This window comes from Mesorhizobium sp. M7A.F.Ca.CA.004.06.1.1, from assembly GCF_003999135.1.
Taxonomy (GTDB): Bacteria; Pseudomonadota; Alphaproteobacteria; order Rhizobiales; family Rhizobiaceae; genus Mesorhizobium.
This window is the reverse complement of record NZ_RZPQ01000020.1, coordinates 1-20,478: the sequence shown is the minus strand read 5'-3', so window position 1 is coordinate 20,478 and position 20,478 is coordinate 1. Positions and strand designations below refer to the sequence as shown.

Sequence of the window (20,478 nt, the reverse complement as noted above, 5' to 3'; positions counted from 1 at the left end):
TCATCAGCGCGGCGGTGTAGGCGCGGATATCGCGGCTGAGGATGTCGGTCGCCAGATAGTGCTCGCCCGGATCCGACGGCGCCTTCTTGGAAGAGCGTGCGATGTCGAGGAACATGGCGCCGGCCTCCAGATGGCGGGCCGTCTCTTGCTGCACGGCGGGAATGGCCTTGGCAAAATCGCTGGCCAGTTTGCGGTCGAGGAATTTCGGCGTCGAGAAATCCTCCGCGTCGTCGGCATCCGTGTGGCCGACACGCGATAGCACCCGCTCGAACACGCCGATGAACGGGAACAGCAGCACTGTGTTGAAGACGTTGAAGAAGGTCGAGTAGAGGCCGACCGCGACCGGCACCAGGGGGAAGGTCTCCTTGCCGTCGACAATCACCGGAACGGCCGGATCGCCGCCGAAGAACTGCATGGCCCATTCCAGCACCTGGATGGAGACGAAGAACAGAGGGATGGTGATGCACACCCCGATGATATTGAACGAGATGTGCGCATAGGCGGTCCGCTTGGCGTTCTTCGAAAGGTTGAGCGAAGCCATCCACGACGTGATCGTGGTGCCGAGATCGGCACCGAGCGAGAAGGCGACGGCGGTTGTCCAGTCGAGAATGCCCGCCGCGCCAAGGCCCATGACGATGCCGATCGTCGCCGAGGACGAGTGGATCATCGCGGTCACGCCGGCGGCGATGAACACGCATTTGAAAAGGTTGAGGTAGGAGTCGGCCGTCAGCGTCTGCAGCAGCGCCATGACTTCCGGCAGGTTGCGAAGCGGACGCAGGCCGCCGGTCATCAGGTTGAGGCCGTAGAAGATCAGAGCGAAACCCATGCAGGCGAGCGCTATGTTCTTCACCTTTTCGCTTTTGGCGAAGCAGTAGACCAGCGAGAACACGCCGGCCAGGATCAATCCGAGCGGACCGAGCGGCAGGGCGATGAGCCCGTTGCCGAGCGTGGTGCCGATGTTGGCGCCCATGATCACGCTGATCGCCGGCCGCAGGGCGATGACACCGGCATTGACCAGCCCGACGACCATGACGCTCATCGCCGTCGACGACTGGATGACGCCGGTGATCAGCGTTCCCGCCAGCACGCCTTTGACCGGCGTACCGGCTGCCTTGGCGAGAAAGTCGCGCATCCGGTTGACCGACAGCGCCTGGATGCCGTTTGCCATGAAATCCAGACCGAGCATGAAGATGCCCAAGCCGCCGATCACCGGCACGAGGATGTCCTTGAAGATATCTATGTCCATTTCAGGCAGTCCCCAACAAGTCGCCACGACGACGCGGTATGAAGTTCAGTTGCTGCGCAAGGCAGCTTCGTTCGGGTCAGTTTCCGACCGGCAATTGCCTTGCCCAATACTGTTCGATCTGGCCAATGAGCGCTTTCGGCAGCGGCACATAGCCGAGTGCGGTGGCGTCGCCGGCACCTTGCGCGAAGGCGAGCCGGAAAAGATCATGCACGCGGCGATAGCGATGTTCCGAACGCCCCGAGACCTGGACAACGGCGAACACCGCCGTGCTGATCGGGTACGCACCATCTCCGCTGCGATTGGTGAGGGAGGCGAAGAAGTCGGTCGTTTCCCCCCAGGCGACGGAGGTGGCCGCTGCTTGCACGCCCTGCGGGTCCGGTTTGACGAACTTGCCGGATTTGTTCTGGACCGCTGCGAAGGGAAGGCCGGCGCGAAGAACCTGGCCGTATTCGGCGTAGGCAATCGCCCCCTTGCTCGCAGCCACGGCACGAAGAAGCGCTTGCGTACCTTCCGCGCCTGTCCCGAGCGGCCAGTCGATCAGAGTGTCGGCTCCAAGCTTCGTCTTCCAGTCTTCGCTTGTCGATGACAGAAACTCGGTGAAGACATAGGTTGAGCCCGAACCGTCCTGCCGGTGGATGACGCCGATGGCGAGATCGGGAAGGGCTATGTCGGGATTGAGCACCCTTATCGCAGGATCGGACCAGGACTTTATCTTGCCCAGATAGATGTCGGCGATCACCGGGCCGGAGAGGCGCAGACCTTGCTCCGGCAGGCCATCGAGATTGGCGACCACCGCGATCCCGCCCATGACGATCGGAAATTGCTGCTGGCCGTTCCTGGCGAGATCATCAGCCGGCACGGGAACATCCGTGGCGGCGAAATCCAGTTCGGGCTGCGCAAGCCGCATCAGGCCGGCAAGGGATCCGACCGGTTCATAATCGACGGTCCAGTCCAGCGTGAAGAAGTCGCCGCCGTCGGCGCGTGCAGCCTTGTATGTCGTTGCCCACTTGCCGATGATCGGCGCGGCCAGTGTCGACCCCGCACCGCGAATGGGCTCAGCCCGCGCAGCGGATCCGATCATGGCCCCGATGATTGCAAGGGCGAGCGCAGCTGCCGCCCCCGAAATCGTCGGCCGTGCACCGCGCAATAAAGCTAAACCTGCTGACAACATAAATTGAATCCCAACTATACTGCCGCCGCTATGCAGGCGCGCATCAATGGCCATACGCCTGCGAAATGAGGCGTCAGCTGAAAACAAGATCGCTGTTGTCTTGTATTAATTCTTCTTAACGGTTGGATGACAGTGGGTCCCGGCGGAAAAGCTTTTCGACTATTCCGAAGACCTTTCGACTGCAAAACCTGAGCAAAAAGCCGCATCGCCTGAAAGTCGGCCGGGCGGGAAAGGTCATCCCATCCCGTTCCGGGATGGAAGAGGCTCTAACTGGCGAGTTTTCCGCCCCGCATCGGCCGCGGTGCGCCGGTCGTGCTCGGAAAACTGATTGGCAGGCCGCGCAGCACGCGCACCGCGAGGAAGGCAAAACACTCCGCCTCGACCGCATCGCCGCTCCAGCCGAGGCTCTCGGCCTGCACCACTTCGACGCCGGCACGGCTGGTCAGCATCGCCATCATGGTCGGGTTGTGGCGGCCGCCGCCGCTGACCACCAGTTTTTTAGGACGGCTTGGTAAGAGGTCGAGTGCCTTGCCGACGGCTCCAGCGGTGAAGGCGGTCAGCAGTGCCGCGCCATCCTCCGCATCCAGCCCGTCCGCCATGGCGGCGCCGAAGTCGAAACGGTCCAGCGATTTGGGATAGGGCTTGGTGAGATAGGGGTGCTGCAGCAGCTTGGCCAGCCGCGCCTCGTCCACCTTGCCCGCACCGCCGAGCGCGCCGTCGCGGTCCATCTCGCCGAGCCCCTTCGACTTGATGAAATCGTTCAGCGGCGCGTTGGCGGGGCCGGTGTCGAAGGCAACGACATTGTCGGCGCCATCCCACCAGGTGATGTTGGCGACGCCGCCGAGATTGAGTACGGCCACCTCGCCATTGGCGCCGGCGCCGCGCATCAACGCGGTGTGATAGACCGCGGCCAGCGGCGCGCCTTGCCCCCCGGCGCGCATGTCGGCCGAGCGGAAATCGTAAGCGACCTTGGTACCCAATATGGCATGCATCAGCTCACCATCGCCGAGTTGCCTTGTCTGGCCCAGCCGTCCAACCTGCGGCGCGCGATGCAGAACGGTCTGGCCGTGAAAACCGACGACGCCGATATCGGCCATCGTCATGCCATAGCCTTCGACCAATTCCTTGACGGCTGCTGACTGGGCACGCGTCAGGGCTTCCTCCGCGGTGCGGAAGATCGCCGGCTCCGGCCCGTCAAAGTTCCACGCCCGCGCCTCCGTCAGCGTCTCTTCCAGCAGGGAGCGGATCGACGGAGGATAGGGCATCAGCCGATAGGTGCCGAAATCCTCGATACGTTCGCCGTCGGTCTTGATCAGCGCGACGTCGATGTTGCCGTCCAGCACCGTGCCGGTCATCAGGCCGACGGCCCAGATTGGTTCCATAATCGTTTCCTTGTTGAGCATAATCTTTTCCGAAAACCGTTTCCCACTTTTCGGGACCACGCTCCAGTCCCATTGATGAGATCGCCGACAGCTTTACGAAACCTGACGATTCTACCGCCAAAATGTTGGTCTAATGAATCCGGGCGGCGGGCAAGGTCCAAGCCTTGTCCCTTTCGAAGTGGCGGTCTCGGTGCTGAAGGCCGAGCGGCTTTCGTAGCTCCACAGGCGATATTGGACCGCGCAACGTCGTTTCTGCAGCCCGTCTGGTTCAACAGCCAACGAGATGCCACCTCTTGCCTGTCAGCCCCGAAGGCGCGACCTTGTCTGGTCTGGCGAACGCTTCCGCCGAAATCCGCAAGGGAGAGAAAATCATGACCTCATCCAATGTGGCCGTTATTGCAGGCGCGGGCGCTGGTCTGAGCGCCTCGCTTGCGCGCCTTCTCACCCGGGAAGGCTTTCGCGTGGTTCTGGCCGCCCGTAACGTCGAGAAGCTCAGCGCTCTGATCGGCGAAACCGGTGCTCTGGCCGTTGAGACGGATGTCGCCGACGCTGCGTCCGTCGCCAGGCTGTTCGACACCGCCGACAAGGCCGGCACGCTGGCGCTCGTGGTGTTCAACGCCAGCGCACGCACACGCGGCCCGATCGCCGAGCTCGATGCGGAAGCGGTCAAACAGGCATTGCTGGTCGGCGCCTATGGCGGCTTCCTGGTCGGCCAGCAGGCGGCGCGCCGGCTGCTTGTCCGGGGATCCGGTTCGATCCTGTTCACCGGCGCCACTGCCAGTGTGAAGGGCTTTCCCGGCTCGGCCGGCTTTGCCATGCCGAAATTCGGCCTGCGCGGCCTGGCGCAGTCCATGGCCCGCGAACTCGCCCCGCAGAACATCCACGTCGCCCATTTCATTATCGACGGCCAGATCGCGCCGCCCGGACAGGCAGCCGATCCCGACCTACAGGACCGCCGCCTGTCGCCGGACGCTATCGCCGAGGCCTATCTCGCGGTCCATCGCCAGCATCGCAGCGCCTGGAGCTCGGAGCTTGAGTTACGGCCTTGGGTCGAGACGTTTTGACAATCCAGACGATCGCCCGGCGGGAAGCAACGCGATCCTTCCGCTTTTCCTAATATATTAGGCAATGCTGATATTTTGTGGCGCTAAGCTGCTTGTCCGATACATAAAAAGGCTCAGTGTAATATACACGTTTGTTTAACGCGGGTTGTGCATGTTGCAGCTTTCCCGGGTTAATTGAGAACGCGCATGTCGGTTACACGTCGTACACTGCTTGCGGCCGGGAGCGGCGGGTTGCTGATCTCGCAAGCCCGCGCAGCCAGCACTCCGGGACAGCAGGCGGAGAACGCCCCTCAACCTATCGCGAGCGGCGATGCATTGCGCATCGCAATGCCGGCCTTCGCTTCCAATCCGTTCTTTCCGGCCGACGGATCGGGGGACGATGGCATAGACATGGAGTTGGCCCACGGCATCGCCGCGGCGCTTGGCGTCGAGCCGGTATTCGACCGATCCGCCGCAACGTTCGACGATATCGTCAGTCAGGTCAGTTCCGGACAGGCCGACATGGCGATTGGCAAGCTCAGCCGGACGCTTCAGCGCGGCCGGTCGATCATCTATTCCCGCCCCTACGCCATGCTGCGGCAAGGGCTGATCGCCAACCGCCTCAACCTGGCGCGTATCGCGCAAGGCAAACCGGCCGAACAGATCGTCCGTGATTTCTCAGGCGATCTTGGCGTGATCGAGGGCTCTTCATTCGCCACCTATGCGGCCACGACCTTCCCGCATGCGCAAATCCACCGCCTGGCAAGCTGGGATCTGATCATCGATGCGATCCGAAACGGGACGATCGACATGGCCTATCGCGATGATTTCGAGATCAAGAAGCTGATGGTCGACGATCCGTCGATGACGGTTGTCGCGCGCTCGATCACGCTGACCGACAAGGTCGATACGATCGCAGTCGGCGTGCGGCCCGACAATCCGCACCTCGCGGCCTTTGTCGATCTCTATCTCGATCTCGCGCGGGGTCAGCAGATTCTCAACACGGATGAGATCATCGCCCGCTATCGCCTGGGGAGCAAAGCCTGACATGGCCATCTCCGAGGTAGCCGGACCCCTGCCTTTCGACTGGCGCCTCGCGGCAAGGCGTATCCTGCGCTCGCCCGTGACGACGATTGTGATGATTGCTGCAGGGATATTGTGCGGCCTCTATTATCCAGACTTTGCCCATGCGATCAGCCCTGTCGCACAGCTCTACCTGAATTTCCTCAAGATGGTCGTCCTGCCCTATTTGGTCTCGTCGGTCATCTTCTCCATCACGGCAATGGTCCAGGATCCCAAATCGGTCCGCTACCTCGGCAAGGTGGGTATGGCCGTGCTGGTCGTGTCGTTCCTGAGCGTGCTGGTGAGCGGCACCCTGTCGCTGATCCTGCAGCCGGGCCAGATCGAGAATCCGCAGTCGCGCATCGAGCTTGGCGAGTTCATCAATTCGCAAGGCAGCGTGTCCACCGATCTCGCCTTCCCGTTCCAGCCGCCGCCCTCCAATGGCGACCCCAATGGCGGGCACTCGATCCTGCTCGACCTGGTGCCGAACAACGTCTTCAACGCGCTGGCCTCGGGCCAGACCATCCAGGTTTTGCTGTTCTGCCTGCTTTTCGGGCTCGCGATGGGGAAGATTCCCCAGCCTTCGTCCATGAGCCTGACCCAGGCGCTCAACGCGGTCTACCGGGCCTGCACGGTGCTCACCAACTGGTTCATCTGGGGGTTGCCCTTTGCAACTTTCATCCTGATCGCGGACCAGACCGCGTCGACCGGAACCAAGCCGCTCACGCTGATGGGCGGTTACCTGCTGGTTATGGGTCTTTCCTGCCTCATATTCGTTGCCGGGGCCTTTGCCATTATCGCCATCCGGTCGCGACGAAGCTACTGGACCACGATCAAGACCTGCCAGCCGCTTCTCATGGTGGCCATCACCACACGCTCTACGGTCGCTTCGCTGCCATGGGTCATCAACCTTTTGAGCGAGCGCCTGCGGTTCAGCCTGGTGGTGGTCGAACTGCTCGTGCCGCTGCAGGCGGCATTGCTGCGCACTGGCCCGGCGCTGCTCTACACCTCGGGTGCGCTGTTCATTGCCCAGCTTTACGGCCACCAGCTTGCAGTCTCGGACCTCGTGCTCGTCGGCATCATCTCAGCGCTTCTCGCGCTCACCACCGGCGGTATGGGCAGCCTGCTCATCCTGTCCCAGATGTCCATCGTCTGCGGCTACCTGAAGCTTCCCTTCGAGGCGGCGTTCGTCCTGTTCGTCGCGGTGGATGCAGCCGTCGACACGTTCATGACGCTGGCCAGCGTCTGCACCGTCGCGGCGAGCACGGCAATGATCGCTCCCAGCCACAGGGAGACGACGCAGCCTGACGCCGCCTCGGACCAGCTCGAAGCCGAGCCTGTCAGATGATCGACGACAGCATCCGTCCCCAGCTCGGCATTATCGGCGGTCTTGGGCCGCTTGCTTCGGCTGATTTCTACTTCAAGCTGACCCGGATGACCCAGGCGCTCAGAGACAACGAACATGTGCCTGCCGTGATCCTCAGTGTCCCACAGCTGCCCGACAGGACCGAAGCGATCCTTGCCGGCCATGATGGGCCGCTGGCGCCTTTGAAAGCCGCGGTCGCGACGCTCAATGCGCTCGGCGTCGCCCGCATCGCGATGCCGTGCAACACCGCCCACCATTGGTACAGCCAACTGGCGGCGAATTCGCGCGCGGAAATCATCCATATCGGAGATGCTGTGGTGACGGAGACGCGTCGCAGCCTGGATCAGGGCCGGGTTGCTGTTCTCGCCACCCAAGGCACGCTGGTCTCCGGCTTCTATCAGGACAGGATGTCGGCGGCGGGATTTGAGCTCTGCCTTCCCGCGAACACCGAGTTTCAGGCCTGCGTCGACAGCGCGATCAGCCTCGTCAAGGCAGGTTCGATCGCGGATGCGGCGGTTGAAACCGAGCGCGCGCTCGACATCGCGCAAGCGGCCGGCGCCGATGCAGCCCTGCTCGGCTGCACCGAACTGTCGGTGGTGGCCGCCAGCCTCAACGGTGTCAATGGATTGGTCGTCATCGACAGCAATGCGGCCTTGGCGCGCGCCTGTCTGACACGGTTGGGCTTCGGTGCCCAGGAAGCCCGCGGCCTGCCGACCGTATCACGGCTGCCGGAACATGACCGATCGATGCGCGCCAGCTTGGCCGCACTGGCCTAGCCCTATGGATAGAACCTCATAGCATTTCGGAACCCGTCAGCCCTGGCGCGGCACGCCCTTGGCAAGCAGGTAGACGAGATACGGCCCGCCAAGCAGCGAAGCGAACAGGCCGGCGGGCAGTTCGTAGGGAAAGGCCGCCATGCGCGACAGCCAGTCCGAGACGATCATCAGCAGGACGCCCAGAAGCATCGCTCCGGCGAGATGGACGCGGGCGCGGGAAAAGCCGACCAGACGGGCAAGGTGTGGCGCGATCAGGCCGACGAAGCTCAACGGTCCGACGACCATGGCGGCCAGCGCGGTCAGCAGCGCGGCAACGACGATCAGCATCAATCGTCCGCCGGCGACCGGCACGCCCAGCCCGCGTGCGCTGTCGGACCCGAGCGGCAGGATGTCGAGCCAGCGCGCGGCGAGGAACAGCGGCAGCGTCAGCGGCAACAGACAGGCGAGTGCTAGCCCTGCATCGAGCGCCGACGCCTGGCCGGTCGAGCCGCTCAGCCAGCGCAACAGGATGTAGGACTGCGCGTTGCCCATGGCGATCGTCGCGGTGATCGCAGCGCTGCACAGCGCGCTCATGGCGATACCGGCAAGCAGCAGCCGCTCGGCACCGAACTTTGCTCGTGCGGCAAGGGCCAGCATGGCAATCAAGGCCACCAGTGAGCCCAGGGCTGAGCCGGCGAGCTGCCAGCCAAGATCGGCCGTGGCGCTGACCATCAGCACGGCTGTCAGGCCGGCACCGGCGCCGGTGCCGACGCCAAGCACTTCGGGGCTCGCCAGCGGGTTGCCGGTGACCCGCTGGATGACGACGCCGGCGGCCGCGAGCATGGCGCCGGCGGCGGCCGCCACGCCGATCCGCGGCGCGCGCCACGCGGCGAGATCGGTTAACAGGTCTCCCCCAGCAATAGACCAGCCGTCCGGGCCGCGCCCGACGACAAGCGCCACGATGGCAGCGACAAGCGCCAGCCCAAGCAGAAGCAGGATGATGAGCCGGGGCCGGCTGGCCTTGCGCGGTGCTGCCCCCTTGGAGCCGAGATGCGGCCATTCGAGAAGGCGCAGCCGCGGCAACAGCCACAGCAGCAGCGGACCGCCGAGCAGGGCGGTGCCGGCGCCGGTCGGAATGCGTTCGCCACCGGAACCGGCGGCCAGCTGTACCAGCCCGTCCGTCAGCCACAGCAGCACGGCGCCGATCAGCGGCGCGGTGATCAGTTTTTGGCGCAGTGTGCGGGCGCCCGAAAGCGTGGCCAGCGCCGGCGCTGCAAGACCAACGAACCCGATGACGCCAACCTCTGCCGCGACTGACGTCGCCATCCACACGGCAAGCGCGATGATGAGAAAGCGGCTTGAGTGACGGGCGACGCCCAGGCTGCGTGCCGAGGCATCGTCGAGACCAAGAATGGTCAGCGGCCGCAGCAGCATCAATGCGGCAACCGCGCCGGCCGCCAGCCTGACCGTCAGCGCGATGGTCGGCTCCCAGTCCTGCTGGACCAGCGATCCGCCGCCCCAGATGAACAGCGAAAACAGGTAATCGCCATTGGCGAGGATCAGTGCTGCGCTGACGGAACTGGCGGTCAGCGCCACCATCATCCCGGCGAGCATGACCGACACCGGCTCCAGCCCGCGCCGCCAGGTCAATGCCAGCACCAGCAGCACCGCGGCGATGCCACCGGCGAAGGCGACCAGGCCCTGCGACCGCTCCATCAGCAGCGGTGCGTAAAGCGAGACGATCGTCATCGCCAGCTGCGCGCCGGCCGAGATGCCAAGCGTCGACGGTTCGGCCAGCGGGTTGCGCAGCACATGCTGCAACAGCAGGCCGGACAGGCCGAGCACGGCGCCCGCCAGCACCGCCACCGCGCCGCGCGGCAGCGTGCTGTAGAGCAGGATGACGCGGTCGAGACCGATGCCGCCCGGCAGTGGAGCCGGCCACTGCATGCCGACCCGCCATGCGAACAGGAGCGCTGCCACAGCCGCGAGGAGGCCCCACAGGGCGATTGGCAACAGCGCGGCACTCGTCGCGGCGTGATCGCTTTTAGTGCGCTCAGCCATGGGCCTGCCCGGCAAGGGCGGCCGTCGCCAGACGCGCGAAGCGGCGTGCCGATGGCAGGCAGCCAAAGTGGTTGACCGGCTCCAGGACGGCAACGCGGTTCTGACGCACCGCCGGCAGAGCGTTCCACAAGGCATTTGTCGGAAGCGAACGCCCGACATCCGCCGGCAGTGGCGAAACGATCAGGATCGACGCCTCGGGCACGCGCGCCAGCGCCTCCAGTCCGACGGGTGCCGCCGCGCTGTAGCTCGTCTCGTCGGTCCATGCATTGACCAGGCCGAGACGCGTCAGCACATCGCCGAACATGGAGTCGCGGCCAAAGGCGCGAAAATGCCTGCTATCGCCTAGGCTGATGACGAAGACCGGACGCCCGGAAGCGCGCGGCAAGGTGCCGCGCAGCCGCGCGATTTCATCAGCGGTCTCATCGGTATAGCGCTCCGCCTCGGCCTGCCGTCCCAGCTTTTCGCCCAGGGCCAGTGTCGCTGCCTCGGCGAGCACATAAGGCGGCACGCCGGCCTCGTAGACCGTTTGCGCAAACACCGGCGCGATGCGTTCGAGCATCGGGCGCTGGTATTCGTAGAAATTGGAGATCACGATGACATCAGGCGCGACGATGCGCAGCAGCTCGTAATTGGGCGCGCCGCGCAGCCCGAGATCGGTCACCGATTGGGGCACTGCCGGCTCGACCGCGATCTTGCGAAACTGGATCAGTTCGGTCGCCGCCACCGGCTCGATGCCGAGCGCCAGCAACGTCTCCAGCATGCCCCAGTCGATCGCTGCAACGCGCGGTGTAGCGGCCCTGGCGGCGACCGGTGGCAGCAATGCCGCGGCCGCCAGCGCAAGCACCTGCCGTCTGTTGGGCAGATGGATCATCACTGGCTTGTTTGGCAAGCTGTAACCAAGTCGACTACCAAGTCGTATGCGCCTTCAGCTTGAACGAGCGGCCTTCGCCATAGGAACAGGTCAGCGTCGTCTGGCAGCTCGACACATAGGTTTTGTCGAAGAGGTTGGTGATGTTGAGATCGATCCCCCAATTCTCCTTCTCGTAGCCGAGTTTCAGATCGGCCAGCGTGACCGCCGGCACTTTGGCCGTGTTCTCATTGTCGGCCCACGAAGAGCCAACATAACGCAGGCCGCCGCCGATCGAGATGCCGTCATACCAGTCGCTGCGGAACGTATAGTCGACCGAGGCGGAAGCCATGACTTCGGGCACGATGAAGGGCGTCTTGCCGATGAGCGCCGGGTTGGCGTCCTTGGTGATGTCGATGTCGTAGGCCGTGAATGCACCCGTGACCCGGAAATCGTCGGTCACGTTCACCTTGCCTTCGAGTTCAACGCCGCGAGAGCGCACTTCACCGGTCTGCATCTGCGTGAACAGAGTGACATTGGAAGGGACGTTCTGGCGCGTCAGGTCAAACAGCGACAGGGTGAACAGGCCATCGACAAAGGTCGGTACGTATTTCACGCCAACTTCGTATTGCGTGCCTTCCTCCGGCTTGAACAGATTACCCAACGCGTCGGTGCCGATGATCGGGTTGAAGAAGGTAGCGACGCTGGCATAGGGGGTAACGCCGTTGTCGAATTCGTAGGCTAGTCCTGCTCGCCCGGAGAAATCTCCGACAGTCTGGCTCTGTGAACTGGAGCTGCTGCTGTAGTAGGTCGGACGATTGTCGGCGTCGAGCCAGCCACGGTCGTAGCGGCCGTTCAGCGTCACCAGCCAGCCATCGCCGAAGCGCAACTGGTCCTGGGCATAGAAGCCGAGCTGCTTCTGCGTCAGGTCCTGGTTGAGGTAGCTGACACGTGGCGTCAGTGGCGAGCCGTATACTGGATGGAAGGCGTCGATCGGGTTGTCATAGTTTTCGTCGTAGAGGCCAGACGACTGGACCTGGTCGATGTTGTAATATTTGAAATCTATGCCGGCCAGGATCGTATGTTCGACAGGACCGGTCACCACCTTGCCTTCGATCTGGTTGTCTACCAGGAAGGTCTTGGCCGTGGTGTCATGGTCGAAATTTATGCGGGCCAGATCGGTAGGCCCTCCGATGGTTGACCAGCCATTCGGATAGACGCTGACTTCATTGATATCAGCGGCGGTGAAGCGGGCGTTAGAGCGCACCGTCCAGTCATTGTCGAATGTGTGTTCGAACTCGTAGCCTATCGAGCCCTGTTCCCGCTTGTAGAGATCGACGCTCGGCTCGGTGAAATTCGCATCCGGGTCGATGCGGCCATAATTCACGCCGTCCACAATGTGGTCCGTCACCGTCCCGCTATAGGGCAGGAAGCTGCCGCCATTGTGGTTTTCGTCGATGTGGCTGTAATTGGCCAGGATGGTCAGCGTGGTTGCTTCGTCCGGCTTCCACGTAATACTTGGCGAGATGAAGCCGCGCCAGCCATTTTGCAGGTCGCTGTAGGTATCGCCGCCGGCGACCTTGCCCGTCATCCGGTAGCTGACCGCGCCATCCTTGGCCACGTCGCCAATGTCGAAGCCGAGATAGACATTGCCTGCGTCGTTGACGCCGGTCTCGACATAGCGCGTGCGTTCGAAGTCCGGCCGCTTGCTGACATAGTTGACCAGGCCACCGGGATTACTGCCGCCGTAGAGTACGGAGGCCGGTCCCTTCAGCACCTCGATGCGCTCCAACCCGAAGCTGTCGACATAAAAGCCGCCGAAGCCGTAGCTGAACAGCTGCAGCCCATCCATGTAGGTGCCGGTGGCCGTCGCCTGGAAACCACGGATGTACAGCCAGTTGGTGTCGCTGTCGGGGCCGAAGGGCTGCGCGAAGACGCCGGCCGTGTAGCGCAAGGCTTCGTCGGCCTTCTGTGCGCCCTGGTCGTCGATCTCTTGACGGCCGACCACCGACACGGATTGCGGGATGTCCTTGATGTCGGTCGCCGTCTTGGAGCCGGTCCTGCTTTTTTTGGCGACGACGCCTTTAACCGGTCCGGCCGCGCCGTCGCCGGCCTCGCCCTCGACCACCACCGGTTCAAGCTGGGTGCTGGTTTGCACCGACTGCGCGAACGCGGCCATTGGCGGGATCATCGCGGCTGCGGCGACGCTGGCCGCCAGAAGCGCCTTCATCCGGTAAGTTCTGCTCATCAGGAAAGTCCCCGCCTGTCGACATTGAGATACTTGATGATTTATCTCAACTTATCTGCAGGTCATTGGACGGAATTGGGCAGTTTGTCCATTCTTGTCCAAACGAGGGACATCACGGTGTGATGTTGCGGAAATGTCACTGGCGACTGGTGCTCCTCATCCAGGCGCCGGGTGTCACGCCGACAATCGACTTGAACACACGCGTCAGGTGCGCCTGGTCGAAAAAACCCGTTGCCTCGGCGATGTCGCCAAGTGAAGCGGCGTCACGCGCCATCATCGCCTTGGCCCTGTCGACCCGCGCTTGCATCTGCCAACGATGCGGCGGCACGCCCGTCGCCGCCTTGAAGGCATGACTCATCGCGGTTTCGGACAGGCCGGTCAGCGCGGCGAGATCGGCAAGCCGGATCCTGTCCAGGCAATGCGCGTCGATGTAGTCGGTGACGAGGCGCAGCTTGCGGCGCGAGAGCGGCGACCGTCGCCTGGCGGTATCAGGCTGGTCTATCTGGAACAGGCTTGCGAACAAGGCATTGAGCAAGCCCTCGCCATAGAGATCATGCAGAGGCCGGTCGTTGCCGCATTCGGCGGCGATCATGCCGGCAAGCATGGCGATCCGGTCGTCGCGAAACTGGAAGCGCGACATCCGCAAGGCCTCGTGGTCAAGGCTGCGGCCGAAGCGGCGCGTCAGCGCTGCGGCGTCGAAATGCAGGTCGAGATGCCGGATCCGCCGTAGCCCCTCGACCCGGCCGCGGATCGGCACGCCGGCCGGTATGTAGGCCATGGAAAAAGCCTGGTCGTGGCGGCGCAATTCGCCCTTGGCGCCTTCGACGAAGAAAGCGCCGTCGCCATCCACATCGAGCGCGACGAACAGCCGGGGGTCGGGAGAGACGTAATAGCCTTCGGCCTTGTCACCGCATGAGACATCCCAGAGGTCGGCGACCACGCCGTCCCAGACATGCCATTTCAGATCGCCAATGACTGAAAAGCCCTCAATCCGGCTTTCCATGCGCGCAACGAAGGTCAAGTCCTGTGATCCCAACCATAACATGATAAAAACCATCATGTTTATGCCCGGTTAGCGACCCCACCGCAAGTGCTTTGCGGCTGCTCGAAAATCGGCCGGAACCAATACCGCTGGGGCCGTCAGGCCTCAAACACTTTCGAGGTATGTCTCGATTTCGAAATCGCTGACATTGAGCGCGAACGTGTTCAATTCCTGGCGTTTGCAGGCAACGAAGGAGTCGCGCAGGATGGCTGGAAAAATCTCCGCCACATGCGTCCCGCTCTCGAAGGCGGCGATCGCGGATGCCCAGTCCGGCGGCAGCTTTGCCGGCGGGAGTCCCTGGCCGTCGGTGCCGATCGGATCCCCTGGCGATATTTGTCTTTCAATGCCCGTCAGTGCGGCGCCCAATATGGCCGCTAGCACCAGATAGGGATTGGCGTCGGCTCCCGAAACGCGATGCTCGATGCGGCGCGCACCGGTTGGCCCGCCGGGAATGCGGATCGCCACCATACGGTTCTCATAACCCCAGGCGACTGCGGTCGGCGCATAGGATCTCGGGCGCAGCCTGCGGTAGGAGTTGAAGTGCGGCGCAAACACCAGCGTGCTTTCGGCCATTGCCGCAAGCAGGCCGCCGACCGCATGGCGCATGGTCTCAGAACCCTGGTCGGTGCCGTCATCGAAGACGTTGCGCCCTTCGCCGTCGATCAGGCTGAAATGAACGTGAAAGCCGTTGCCTGCGCGGTCGCCATAGGGCTTAGCCATGAAGCAGGCGGCAAAGCCGTGCTTGCGGGCAATGCCCTTCACCGTGCGCTTGAACAGCACCGCATCGTCAGCCGCCCGCAAGGCGTCCGCGACATGGTTCAGATTGATTTCGAACTGACCGACGCCGTTTTCGGCGATGGCCGTGTCGACGGGAATGCCTTGCGTCCGGCAGGCCTCGTAGACGTCATGGATGAAGGATTCGAAGTCGTCGATCTCGTCGATCGACAGCGCCGCGTCGGAATCGAGACGGCGTCCGGTCACCGGCGAGACCGGTCCGACCGGCCGCTGCGACTGCGGATCGACGAGGTAGAATTCGAGTTCCGTTGCCGCGACCGGGGTCAGGCCCAAGGCCTTGTAGCGATCGAGGATGCGGGCCAGCGCCCGTCGCGGGTCGCCGAGATAGGGCGCGCCGCTTTCGTCGGCCAGCCAGAGCGGGACAAGCGCTGTCGGATGCGCCGTCCAGGCCACCGGCAGAATGCCGCGCCCCGTCCACTGGCACAGTCCGTCGGCATCGCCGGTCGAGAATACCAGTGTGTTGCCTTCGATGTCCTCGCCCCAGACGTCGAGCCCGATCAGCGAAAAAGGCATGCGCAGCTTGCCTTCCAGCGCCTTTCTTGCCTGCTCGACGGGAATGCGCTTGCCGCGCATGATGCCGTTGAGGTCGCACACCGCGGCTCTCAGGCTCTGGATGTCGGTCCTGCTGTCAAGCCAGTTCAAAACGTCCGCAATTGCATCGCTCAATTTATGACCTCTGGTTTTCGAAGGTGCCGCAACCTGACCGGCTGCACTGTCCCTGACAAAAATAGCTTGTGAGTTTTAGGAAAACAGACTTGGCTGTCGCCAAGCGCTTTTCCTTATTTTTTCAAGTCACTAGCTGGTATATCGGGAGGCATTTCAAAACCAATTGCGCGATCTGCGGTCGCAACATAGAGGCTGGAGGGCGGAAAGCCAAGCACGAGCCGGTAAACCAGCGCGCAGCCGCTATCGGCGGGAGCGGCGAGCTCGCTGCGGTCAGATCTGGCGCGCGCAGCGCCCGAGCCACGCTGTGCAAAACGGTCATCACAAATCTTGACCTCGCATGCACTTGCACCTCTGGCCGCTGTCTGGCTTTTTGGGCTACCCATCGCAACGGAGTGATTCGCATCATGCCACTCGATTGCAAGGTTTCAAGGCAGTCTGCGGGTGGGTCGTGAAGCGCGCGCAATTGGCGAAGGAGACACAGGCATGGCCGAGTTCAAGAAGCCCGAAATCTCCGAGATGAGACCCAAGATCACCGTGATCGGCGTCGGCGGCGGCGGCGGCAATGCCGTCAACAACATGATCGCCGAGCAGCTTCAGGGCACCGAATTCATCGCCGCCAACACCGACGCCCAGGCGCTGACCATGTCGAAGGCGACGCGGCTGATCCAGCTTGGCGCCCACGTCACCGAAGGACTGGGCGCCGGATCGCTTCCCGAGATCGGCCGCGCCGCGGCCGAGGAATCGCTCGACGAGATCATGGACCATCTGGCCGGCACGCATATGTGTTTCGTCACCGCCGGAATGGGCGGCGGCACGGGAACCGGTGCGGCTCCAATCATCGCCCAGGCGGCGCGCAAGGCCGGCATCCTGACGGTTGGTGTCGTCACCAAGCCGTTCGCCTTCGAGGGCCGGCGCCGTATGCAGATGGCTGAAGAGGGCATCGAGCGGCTGCGCGAGAGCGCCGACACGGTGATCGTCATCCCGAACCAGAACCTGTTTCGGATCGCCGATGCCAAGACCACCTTCGCCGATGCGTTCGTCATTGCCGATCGGGTGCTCTATGCCGGCGTCAGCTGCATCACCGACCTCATCGTCAAGGAAGGCCTGATCAATCTCGACTTCGCCGATGTTAAATCGGTGATGCGCGACATGGGCCGCGCCATGATGGGCACCGGCGAGGCCTCCGGTGAGGGCCGGGCGATGAAGGCGGCCGAAGCCGCGATCGCCAACCCGCTGCTCGACGAAGTGTCGATGAAAGGCGCCAAGGGCGTGCTGGTCTCGATATCGGGCGGCAGGGACATGACCCTGTTCGAGGTCGACGAGGCCGCCACCCGCATCCGCGAAGAGGTCTACGAGGATGCCGACATCATCGTTGGCGCCATCTTCGACAAGGGCATGGAAGGCCGCTTCAGGGTCTCGGTGGTGGCGACGGGCCTCGACCGTGCGTTTGGTGTGGAGGATGCCGAAGCCGGCATCGCGCGCGACCACGCCGGTCAGCCGGCGCGGACGCTTCAATAAGTCATATCGCGCGTTTATCCTCGCCAGGAGATAATTTCTCGAGGGAGACATCGCCGGATAGCAACTGGCGCAACTATTGTGTTCAGCTGTATCGATCTCGGTACCGCTGCTGCTACAAGAATCCGTCATAGACGGCCATCTATACTGGCTACCCGTATCGTTCGAGCGACGAGAGGCGCGGCTTGGAATTCGACTTGAAAACCATCGAAGCGCTTGCGCCCGATCAGGCGTCGTTGAGCGCAGCGTCCAGGTTGACCAGGCAATCGAACTGGCCACGGCTCGAAAAGAGCGATCAACTGGGGCTCCTCTGGGGGGAATGCCAGGGTTCCGGCTCCAATCCCTATCGTGTGGTCGTCGACACCGGCGACCATGGCTACAAATGCACCTGTCCGTCGCGGAAATTTCCCTGCAAGCACACTTTGGCGCTGATGTGGATTGCAGCCACCACGCCGGCCAGTTTTACCGCCGCAGGCTCGGCCCCGGAATGGGTGAATGATTGGCTCGGCCGCCGCAGGAAGGCCTCGCCGCAGCCGGCGGCGCCAGCGCCCGGTGCGGGAGGCAAGAGCATTGGCGAGGCCTCGCGCGACGACGAAAGCGCTGATGTCGAGGACGCCGCTGCGGTCGAGCGCCGCGAGGCAGCGCAGCGCAAGCGGACGCTGGATACGCAATCCGCGGTGTCGGCGGCGTTGGATGAGCTGGATCAATGGATCGCTGACCAGTTGCGGCTTGGCCTGGCCGGTTTTGTCGACAACAGCAGTGATCGTTGCCGCCGGATTGCGGCACGGCTGGTCGACATGAAGGCGACAGCGCTTGCCGGCCGCATCGACGAGATTCCGTCACGGCTGATGGGGCTGCGCAGCGAGGAGCGCCCGGACGCGGCGATCCGCGAACTAGGCAAGCTTGTGCTGGTGGCCAAGGCCTGGCGATCGACGCCAGGCGACGCCGAATTGAGGCGGCTCGTATCGACGTCCGAAAGCCGTGAGCAGGTTCTGGCCAATCCCGATGCCAAACAGGTCGAAAGCGTCTGGGAGGTGCTTGGCGAGAAGATCGAGTCGCGCCGTGACGGTCTCGTCAGCCATTCGACCTGGCTGCTCAACCTGAAGAGCGCGAGCCCGCAATTTGCTCTCTTGCTCGACTATTTTCCGGCCTCGGCCGGTCGCCGGTCGAACGCCTTCACACCGGGCGACCGGTTCGATGCCAGGCTGGTCTTTTACCCGGCACGCCAGCCGCTGCGGGCCTTGGTGGCGGACCGCAAGGGCGACGTCCCGACAGGTGAGTGGCCCGATTTCGGCTTTCACACAGCCGATCCGCTCGCGGCGCATGCTGCTCACCAGAACACAGCCCCTTGGCTCACCGATTGTCCTGTCATGCTGCCGCCCGGCGCGATCCTGCTGGACGATCGGGGCGCTGCCTGGTGGCAAGCCGCCGGCGATCCGCATGGTATCGCCTTGCCGATTGCCGACACCGTCAATCCAACGCTGCTTGGGCTGGACCTTATGGCAACGGCAGCACTTTGGAATGGCAGCCGGCTTGACCTGCTGGCGGCGCAAAGCGGTTTCGGGAGGCTTGACCTGTCGTGAACGAGATCGAGCAGACCGGCCTGGCGGCCATGCGCGACTGCTGGATCACCGGCGGGACCACCTTCGACCTGGCTCCGGGCGCGTGGAAGGAGATCGCCGGCGGTGCCAGCCCCGACGAGCGCGAACGCCGGCTGCTGGCGATCGCCGCACAAGCTCTCGACACCGCCTTGCGGCCAGCCGCGCCAAAGATGCTGAAACGCCGCCCGCAATTGCCCGAACTCGCCTTGCCGATGCTGCCGGAACGGCTGCGGCCGCTATTGCGAGCCGCGCTCAAGCATGCCGCCGACACAAGAAGCAAGTCGCGTGTGGTCACGCTCGTCGCCAGCCGCGGCTTCGTGCTGCATCCGATGGACTGGATGCCAGCCGCGTCGGATCAGAGCAGTCCGGACGTTTATGCACCCTGGATCGACTGGCAGGCAGGCGCGGACGGCGAAAAACCTGCAAGCCAGGAGCATCTGACGGTGGAAAACTGGGATGACTTCTATCCCGCCGCACGCCGCACCGCGCTCGCCGATATGCGCCGCACCGCACCGGCTTCGGCTCGGCAACTGATCGAAACCAAAGCCTCCGGAGAGCCGGCGGAGATCAGGATTGCACTCGTCGACCTGTTGCGCTTCGGCCTGGGTGCCGATGACGTGCCATTCCTGAAGAGCCTCTCCGCCGATCGTTCCGGCAAGCTGCGCGAGCTCGCTGGCCGGTTGCTGGCAAGATTGGGAGAGCACGGCTCGCCAGGCGGTGGCGGGCCGGAAGATCCGACGGCCGAACTCGCTGCCTTCATCGCTGAAGGCAAATCCGGCTTCATCCGCCGCCGCACCACCTACACGCCGGCAAAACTCAAATCGCCGGCGCAGGAAAGACGTCGCGCCGAACTGTTCGAGACCTGTAACCTGGTCGACCTCGCCACGCGCTTCGGCACCACCGAATCCGAGTTTATCGGGGCGTGGCAATTCGGCGCCGAGAGCAATGCCGATATCCTTGTTGCCCGAATGGTCGCCGCGTCGGGCAGCGACGCCGCGGTGACGCACATGGCGGATATGCTTGTCGCCGAACGTGACAAGCCCGCACTCTTCGTCCTCCACCTCATGGCGCGTCTGGACAGCCGCAGGAAGCGTGTCCTGGTCAGGTCGATCCTGAAGGACACGCAACATCTTGGCGCGCTCAATCTGGCCGAGGGCCTCGAAGCAAGCTGGCTGGAATGGGCCGACCTGACAAACGGCCAGACGCTCGCGGCGCTTCGCTCCGCTGTTGCAGCAAACGATGACGCTGTGAGGCGAGGCGTCGACCAGCTTCTGGAAACTATGGGCTTTCTCGCCACGGCGGCGACGGCGGAGAAATTGATCGGAGACGTTGTTGCGGCCGGTATGGCGCCGGCGGCGCCGTCTCTGGGTCTCCTGCGGCTCAACGCGTCACTGGCCGAGCATTGAACCAACATATGATCAATCCGGAGAACAGCAAATGAACGCAGCCATCCGTCTTCCGGTCGAGCAGGCCTATGCCGCCGAATTGCAGGCGCTCTCGCGCAATGACGACCGGCAAAGGCCTGCCGGATGGAGCCTTTCACCAAAGGCGGTCCTTACCTACCTGCTTGGCGGAAAGGCTGACGACGGGACAGTGATAACGCCCAAATATGTCGGCCGCCGCCGGCTGATGGAAACCGCGGTCGCGACGCTCGCCACCGATCGCGCGCTGTTGCTGC

At 63.5% G+C, this 20,478-nt stretch carries 15 protein-coding genes and 1 pseudogene; 8 read left to right on the top strand and 8 right to left on the bottom strand.

Going from position 1 to position 20,478, the window contains the following annotated elements:
* The 3 genes from EN906_RS03060 to EN906_RS03050 all read right to left on the bottom strand — a co-directional run.
* The coding region (locus tag EN906_RS03060; protein WP_164777092.1) for a Na/Pi symporter at window positions 1-1,246 on the bottom strand (1,246 nt) is incomplete at its 3' end.
* Window positions 1,247-1,322: 76 nt separating this feature from the next.
* The gene (pstS, locus tag EN906_RS03055; protein WP_127379225.1) at window positions 1,323-2,327 is read right to left on the bottom strand and encodes a phosphate ABC transporter substrate-binding protein PstS; all 1,005 of its coding nucleotides are present in this window, start codon (window positions 2,325-2,327) and stop codon (window positions 1,323-1,325) included.
* A gap of 356 nt (window positions 2,328-2,683) precedes the next feature.
* The gene (locus tag EN906_RS03050) at window positions 2,684-3,799 is read right to left on the bottom strand and encodes an anhydro-N-acetylmuramic acid kinase (RefSeq protein WP_127268225.1); all 1,116 of its coding nucleotides are present in this window, start codon (window positions 3,797-3,799) and stop codon (window positions 2,684-2,686) included.
* A gap of 371 nt (window positions 3,800-4,170) precedes the next feature.
* Here EN906_RS03050 and EN906_RS03045 point away from each other — a divergent pair, with 371 nt between their 5' ends.
* The 4 genes from EN906_RS03045 to EN906_RS03030 all read left to right on the top strand — a co-directional run bounded on the left by EN906_RS03045 (window position 4,171) and on the right by EN906_RS03030 (window position 8,046).
* Complete coding sequence (locus tag EN906_RS03045; protein ID WP_127268226.1) at window positions 4,171-4,863, top strand: SDR family NAD(P)-dependent oxidoreductase; 693 nt, start codon at window positions 4,171-4,173, stop codon at window positions 4,861-4,863.
* Window positions 4,864-5,049: 186 nt separating this feature from the next.
* A complete protein-coding gene (locus tag EN906_RS03040) occupies window positions 5,050-5,889 on the top strand; it encodes a transporter substrate-binding domain-containing protein (protein WP_164748642.1) in 840 nt (279 codons plus the stop codon).
* A gap of 1 nt (window position 5,890) precedes the next feature.
* On the top strand, window positions 5,891-7,252 hold the full coding sequence (locus EN906_RS03035; protein ID WP_127268227.1) for a cation:dicarboxylase symporter family transporter: 1,362 nt from the start codon (window positions 5,891-5,893) through the stop codon (window positions 7,250-7,252).
* Window positions 7,249-8,046: an amino acid racemase gene (locus EN906_RS03030; protein ID WP_127268228.1), complete on the top strand. Its 798-nt coding sequence runs from the start codon at window positions 7,249-7,251 to the stop codon at window positions 8,044-8,046. The genes EN906_RS03035 and EN906_RS03030 overlap by 4 nt, the downstream gene beginning before the upstream one ends.
* 36 nt (window positions 8,047-8,082) lie before the next feature.
* Here EN906_RS03030 and fhuB read toward each other — a convergent pair whose 3' ends face one another.
* From fhuB to EN906_RS03005, 5 genes are all read right to left on the bottom strand, one after another.
* The gene (gene fhuB / locus EN906_RS03025; RefSeq protein ID WP_127270106.1) at window positions 8,083-10,086 is read right to left on the bottom strand and encodes a Fe(3+)-hydroxamate ABC transporter permease FhuB; all 2,004 of its coding nucleotides are present in this window, start codon (window positions 10,084-10,086) and stop codon (window positions 8,083-8,085) included.
* The gene (locus EN906_RS03020) at window positions 10,079-10,957 is read right to left on the bottom strand and encodes an ABC transporter substrate-binding protein (RefSeq protein WP_127268593.1); all 879 of its coding nucleotides are present in this window, start codon (window positions 10,955-10,957) and stop codon (window positions 10,079-10,081) included. The genes fhuB and EN906_RS03020 overlap by 8 nt, the downstream gene beginning before the upstream one ends.
* 34 nt (window positions 10,958-10,991) lie before the next feature.
* Window positions 10,992-13,181: a TonB-dependent siderophore receptor gene (locus tag EN906_RS03015; protein ID WP_236383127.1), complete on the bottom strand. Its 2,190-nt coding sequence runs from the start codon at window positions 13,179-13,181 to the stop codon at window positions 10,992-10,994.
* Between the two features lie 136 nt (window positions 13,182-13,317).
* Window positions 13,318-14,202 (bottom strand): AraC family transcriptional regulator, encoded by an 885-nt coding sequence (locus EN906_RS03010; protein WP_164748641.1) that lies wholly within the window; start codon window positions 14,200-14,202, stop codon window positions 13,318-13,320.
* A gap of 126 nt (window positions 14,203-14,328) precedes the next feature.
* Complete coding sequence (locus EN906_RS03005; protein WP_127268594.1) at window positions 14,329-15,684, bottom strand: glutamine synthetase family protein; 1,356 nt, start codon at window positions 15,682-15,684, stop codon at window positions 14,329-14,331.
* Between the two features lie 483 nt (window positions 15,685-16,167).
* Here EN906_RS03005 and ftsZ point away from each other — a divergent pair, with 483 nt between their 5' ends.
* The 4 genes and pseudogenes from ftsZ to EN906_RS02985 form a co-directional block, all read left to right on the top strand.
* Window positions 16,168-17,202: a cell division protein FtsZ gene (ftsZ, locus tag EN906_RS03000; protein ID WP_127270104.1), complete on the top strand. Its 1,035-nt coding sequence runs from the start codon at window positions 16,168-16,170 to the stop codon at window positions 17,200-17,202.
* A gap of 194 nt (window positions 17,203-17,396) precedes the next feature.
* A complete protein-coding gene (locus tag EN906_RS02995) occupies window positions 17,397-18,782 on the top strand; it encodes an SWIM zinc finger family protein (RefSeq protein WP_236383125.1) in 1,386 nt (461 codons plus the stop codon).
* Window positions 18,779-20,206 carry a DUF5691 domain-containing protein gene (locus EN906_RS02990; RefSeq protein ID WP_127270100.1) on the top strand — a complete coding sequence of 476 codons (1,428 nt, stop codon included), beginning with the start codon at window positions 18,779-18,781 and terminating at the stop codon, window positions 20,204-20,206. Before EN906_RS02995 ends, EN906_RS02990 begins: the two co-directional genes overlap by 4 nt.
* A gap of 31 nt (window positions 20,207-20,237) precedes the next feature.
* A pseudogene (locus tag EN906_RS02985) lies at window positions 20,238-20,478 on the top strand (ATPase); the annotation flags it as partial.